Here is a 4966-nt window from a genome sequence, read left to right on the forward strand (position 1 = left end):
ACCCCGATCCGCATCCTGGAGTTGTTGCGGATACCCGCGACGTGCAGCGTGTCGTCGGTGTTGAGCCGGCGTCCCGACCCGTCGTCCTGCACCTCGTCGACGACGATGGAGCGGGTCGCATCGGTGAAGCCGGGCGGATACTCCTCCATCACCGAAGCGGCCACGTTTTCGACGGTCTGCTGGGCAGGGGCGTCGTTCAACCGGAACTGCCGGCCGTCAGGCCCTCCCACGTACAGCGTCTGGAGCACGTAGTCGGGTTCACCCGGCGGGACGAGCGTCCACCCCAGGTCCGTTCCGTCGAGCCGTTCCCGCACCGCCGCGGTGTCAGTACTGCTGACCCGGTAGGAGACGGCGTGCGACGTGGACCAGAACTCATGCGGTTCCAGGCCGAGACGTGCCAGGGTTTCCTGAGCGTGGCGGCGCTCGGGTTCCGAACTCGCCCGCACAATCACATGACAGCTCTGCGCCGGCCCCTCCTCCGCCGCCGGTTCCTCTTCAACCCCCGCAGGGCGTCCAGCCTCGCCTTCCGCAGGCGTTTCACGAACGGGGTTCGGACCGACCGGCATTCCGACCCGGTCCGCGGCAACCGCATCCGGTGCTGCCTCGGCGAGGTGCCGGGCGGCGAGGCGCTGAAATACCTCATTACCCGGATATCGCCGACTACTGCTGTACAGCAACGTCCGGAAGGGAGCGACGATGATTCCGTTGTCGAACTCGATGAACACCTGGGTCCACCACTGCTCCGGGTTGGAGCCTTGGATGACCGGGCTGTATGCCAGCGGGTAGCCGATCTGGGTGAACACCGTCGAGACGGCGCCGTCGGTGCGGTAGGCCCGGGCGAGCGCGTTCAGGAAGTCGATCCGGTCATCCCGGCTCAGGCGAATGTCGGGACCGTCGTCCGCCGCCGCGCCGACATCACCGTCCGCAACCGGTGCCACCGGATCCCTCCCCCGCCTCCGCAGCGCCGGCATCACCACGGGTTGCCCCGGTTGTGCCGTAACGTAAGCGTAGTCCCCACCACAGCGATGTCAGTGTCCGGTACAGGAGCACATCACCCGGACGCCGGCCACCGAGTCAGCCGGCGTCCGGCGGCAACCGGACACGACAGGTCTGCCGCGCCCGGCAGGCAGGCTCCCGTACAGGGTTCCTTACGTTGAGAAGGAGCAGGATCGGTGGTCATCATCGCCGGTGCCGGTGCCGACGGAGTCCGTACAGCCGTTCCAGCGGTGCTCCGCGGCCCGGTCGGCCGGTGAGATGTATGGGTTCGGCTGGGAGTGGATGATAGGCGGCAGAGCGCCGTATCCGGGGGAGGCAAGTCGTGCCCAACGACGCTGATCGTTTCGAGGTGCCGCTGTACAGCGTCGCCGAGGCCAGCCGCTACCTACGTGTGCCGACCTCGACCTTCACGACCTGGGCGTACGGATATGTACGGCAGCGGCCCGGACGCCCCCCGGTGCGTGGTGAGCCGATCGTCACCGCGCGTCCCGCGACGGAGCGCGGCGACGCCGTGGTGCCGTTCATCAGCCTTGCCGAGGGGCTGGTGCTCGCGGCGATCCGGCGTGCCGGTGTACCACTTCAACGCATCCGGCCCGCTCTCACCCGCCTGTCCGAGGAACTCGGGATCGCGCACGTCCTGGCGTCCAAGGCCCTCTACACGGACGGCGCCGAGGTGCTCTACGACTTCGCCGAGAGCCAGGGCGACACACCCGAGGCGCGGGGTGCACGGGAGCTGGTCGCCGTGCGTAAGGGCCAGCGGGTGTTCGGTGATGTCGTAGACGCCTATCTGCAGCGCGTCGACTTCGCACCGGACGGCTATGCCCAGCTCATCCGTCTGCCCGAATACCGGCACGCCGACGTCGTGGTCGATCCTCGCCGCGGGTTCGGCCAGCCGATCTTCTCCCATGGCGGGGCCCGGCTCGAAGACGTTCTGGGCCGTTTCCACGCCGGCGAGCAGCTCGCGGAGGTCGCCGAAGAGTTCGGTGTCCCCCCTGACGAGCTGGAAGACGCCGTACGCATCGCCAGCAAACCCGCCGCATAGTGTTGGCGGCACGTCCCGAGGGGCTCCCCCACATCTTCGTCGACCGCAGCCTCGGTCGCATGGCCGTCCCTCGACTGCTGCGGCAGGCCGGCATCGATCTGACGACACTCGCCGATCACTACGGCATCCCGCACGACGAGAAGGTCGAGGACGTAACCTGGCTCGCCGACACCGCCCGACTGGGCTGGGCAGCGTTCATGAAAGACGAGAGAATCAGACGCAGGCCAGCGGAGAGGGCAGCCGTCATAAAACATGCCGCTCGCTGCTTCTACATAAACCGACAGAACCTGCCCGGCCCGGAGATGGCCCAACGATTTATTGACAATCTCGACACGATCATTACCGCCTGCGCCGAGGCGGACCCGTTCATCTACGCTGTTCATTCAAATCAGATCAAAAAAATGGATCTCGATCCGTGACGTTCAGCTCGTCGCCCGCAGCGCCCTGAGCAGCTTTGCGTAGCCGTCCGCTTCGAACAGGTTCACCCAGTGCCATTTCCGCAGGCGATCCGGTATCTCGCAGGGCTCCAGCCGCACCGGAATCAGGTAGATCGCCCCTTCGGGCTGCTCGTCGGCGACGTCCAGCGCGTACTTGATCTCCTTCTGGACGTACCCTCTCTTGTCCGTGGATGCCGACGACAGACAGACGAGAACGCTGCGACTGGCACGAATCGCTCGACGAATCTCCAGATCCCATTCCTGACCAGGCAGAAGATCCTCGGCGTCGAGCCAGGCGTCGAGCCCGTCATCGTGCAGCCGCTTGTAGAGATCGCGGACCCGGGGTTTGTCCTGGGAGGCGTGACAAAGAAAGATTTTTGACGGCCCGGACGTCGTCGTGATCCGCGCGCCCCGGGCGATCCCGTCGGCGAGCTGACGCGGTGATTCGGCGTGCGACCCCGAGGAGGTCCCCGAGGGCGGGTCCCGCGCGTCCCAGGTGGCTTTGGCTGCGAGATAACTGGCGACAAGACGCCTGAAAACATCATTACCTGGATAGCGCCGGATGGCCACGCGCAGCAGCCGCCGATAAGGCGCCTCGATGATCCCGGCATCGAATTCGGAGAAGATCTGGCCCCACCACTGTTCCGAGTTGCTGCCTTCCCGAGCGGGGATGCGTACCCGCGGAAATCCGATCTCGTCGAGGACGATCGCCGCAGCGCCCCCCGGCGGGAAAACCGTGGCAATCACGGTCAGGAACTCGTCCCGATCGCTCCGGCTCAGACTGATGTCGGGGCCGTCGTCCGGCAGCCCGCCAGCGTCGCCATCCGCAACCGGTGTCACCGGCAGCCCCTCCCCCGTCTCCGTAGCGCCGGCGTCACCACGTATTGCCCCGGTTGCGCCGTAACGTAAGCGTAGCTCCCATCACAGCGATGACAGCCTCCTGGTGGACACGGCATCATCACCCGCCGCCAAATTTGCGATTTTCGCAAGTGCCGACGTATCTTGACCATGTGGATGCTGAGATCCTCGCCGACCGCATACGCCAGGCGATCCGGGATGCCGGTCTGACCCAGCAGGCGCTCGCGAAGGCCGCTGGCATGGATCCGACCGCCCTGTCCAAGGTGCTCAGCGGCAAGCGGCGCCTGAGCAGCCTGGAACTCGCACTCATCGCCGAGGCGACCGGTGTACCGGTCGCCGAACTGCTCGCCAGTGGCGAGCAGGGAAGTACCCGGATCTCGGCACGCGCGCAGCCTGATACGAGCCCCGCCGTAGCACAGGCCCTGAGCCGCGTGGACGATCTCCTCGAGATCGAGGCCCTGCTGCGCGACCTCGGCATGTCCGCGCCACCGAGCCGCTTCCCGCTGGAGATCCACCAGGACGATCCGGTGCTCCAGGCCGACCAGCTCGCCCGTGCGGTGCGCGGGCTCACCGGGGCGGGTGATGCCGACATCGATGACCTGGCCGACTTCTGCGAACGGGAGCTGGGAATAGACGTCGCCGTCGAACCGCTTCCACCGGGGCTGGACGGCCTGAGCATATCCCGCGGGAACTACCGCCTGGCGCTCGTGAGCAGCGCCGTTCCGGCCACTCGCCAACGTTACACACTCGCCCATGAGATCGGGCACATAGCCGCGGGTGACGTACAGGGCGATACGAACGGCATCACGATCGACGAGGGCCTCTACAGCCGACGCAGCCGCGAGGAGACAAGAGCCAACAGTTTCGCCGCGGCTTTTCTCATGCCTGAGGCAGGTTTGCGCCGGTCGCTGGGGCGTGACGGTCCGACCGAGCGGTCGATCGGTATGATGATTGCCCAGTTCAAGGTGAGCCTGGACGCGCTTGCTTTCCGCCTGCACAACGCCGGACTGGTGAACGCGGCGGAGCGCGACCGGATTCGACGGATGTCCGCCCGCAAACTGGCTCTCATGACAGGACGGGCCGAGGAATACCAGCGGCAACTGCAGAGTATCGGATCACGCCGTGTGCCTACCGGCCTGCTGCAACGGGCGATGGAAGCATACAACGAAGGGGAGGTCAGCGTTCGCGTTCTCGCACGGCTCACCGGCGTCCCGGAAAACGCGCTGCTCCGGCAACTGCAGCCGTTGCCCGCGATGACCGAGGAGGAGATGGCGGACACCGACACCGAACTCATCCTGTAAGACCCCGGCCAGTCAGGCTCGTCCTGGCGCCCAGGTGCGCCTTGAAGATCGAATTATCGATATGAATGAAGCCCGCGGACGGGACGCACTATGGACGGCTGCCATTCAGTCGCAACGATTTTGACTTCCTTCGTGTGGAGCCGTCTTCGTCGTCCCTGTTCAGATGGGTGTCGGGGCGGTCGGCCGGTGCTCTGGGTGCGTCACCGTACGCAGTCGGTGCCACTGGAAGCGCTCCCGCTCAGTGGTTGTCTGAACGGTCAGGATCTCCCCGGGGGCGATTCCGAGGTCGTGCAGGCGCAGGGCGGGATCGGCGTCGCGGAGCCGTTCGCTGT

General features: G+C 66.2%; 5 protein-coding genes. 3 read left to right on the forward strand and 2 right to left on the reverse strand.

Translation table 11 applies throughout. The features are described from left to right. Nucleotides 1–938: effector-associated domain EAD1-containing protein (locus tag AC5LUJ_RS23170; RefSeq protein ID WP_493465768.1), on the reverse strand; the 938-nt coding region annotated here is incomplete at its 3' end. Between the two features lie 380 nt (nt 939–1318). Here AC5LUJ_RS23170 and AC5LUJ_RS23175 point away from each other — a divergent pair. Next, complete coding sequence (locus tag AC5LUJ_RS23175) at nt 1319–2038, forward strand: DUF433 domain-containing protein (protein ID WP_250286730.1); 720 nt, start codon at nt 1319–1321, stop codon at nt 2036–2038. Continuing rightward, the gene (locus AC5LUJ_RS23180; RefSeq protein WP_493465769.1) at nt 2038–2457 is read left to right on the forward strand and encodes a PIN-like domain-containing protein; all 420 of its coding nucleotides are present in this window, start codon (nt 2038–2040) and stop codon (nt 2455–2457) included. Before AC5LUJ_RS23175 ends, AC5LUJ_RS23180 begins: the two co-directional genes overlap by 1 nt. A 3-nt stretch (nt 2458–2460) precedes the next feature. On the opposite strand, the gene AC5LUJ_RS23185 is transcribed toward AC5LUJ_RS23180, so the two are convergent. Next, nucleotides 2461–3315 carry a toll/interleukin-1 receptor domain-containing protein gene (locus AC5LUJ_RS23185; protein ID WP_250286727.1) on the reverse strand — a complete coding sequence of 285 codons (855 nt, stop codon included), beginning with the start codon at nt 3313–3315 and terminating at the stop codon, nt 2461–2463. Between the two features lie 89 nt (nt 3316–3404). Between AC5LUJ_RS23185 and AC5LUJ_RS23190 the strand changes: the two genes are divergently transcribed. Beyond that, the gene (locus tag AC5LUJ_RS23190) at nt 3405–4634 is read left to right on the forward strand and encodes a helix-turn-helix domain-containing protein (RefSeq protein ID WP_493465770.1); all 1230 of its coding nucleotides are present in this window, start codon (nt 3405–3407) and stop codon (nt 4632–4634) included. Nucleotides 4635–4966 lie beyond the last annotated feature (332 nt).

This window comes from Protofrankia sp. CiP1_Cm_nod3 (assembly GCF_982290655.1).

Excerpts from the sequence above, each read along its gene's own strand:
- AC5LUJ_RS23190 (WP_493465770.1), top strand. The coding sequence starts at position 3,405 with ATGACAGCCTCCTGGTGGACACGGCATCATCACCCGCCGCCAAATTTG.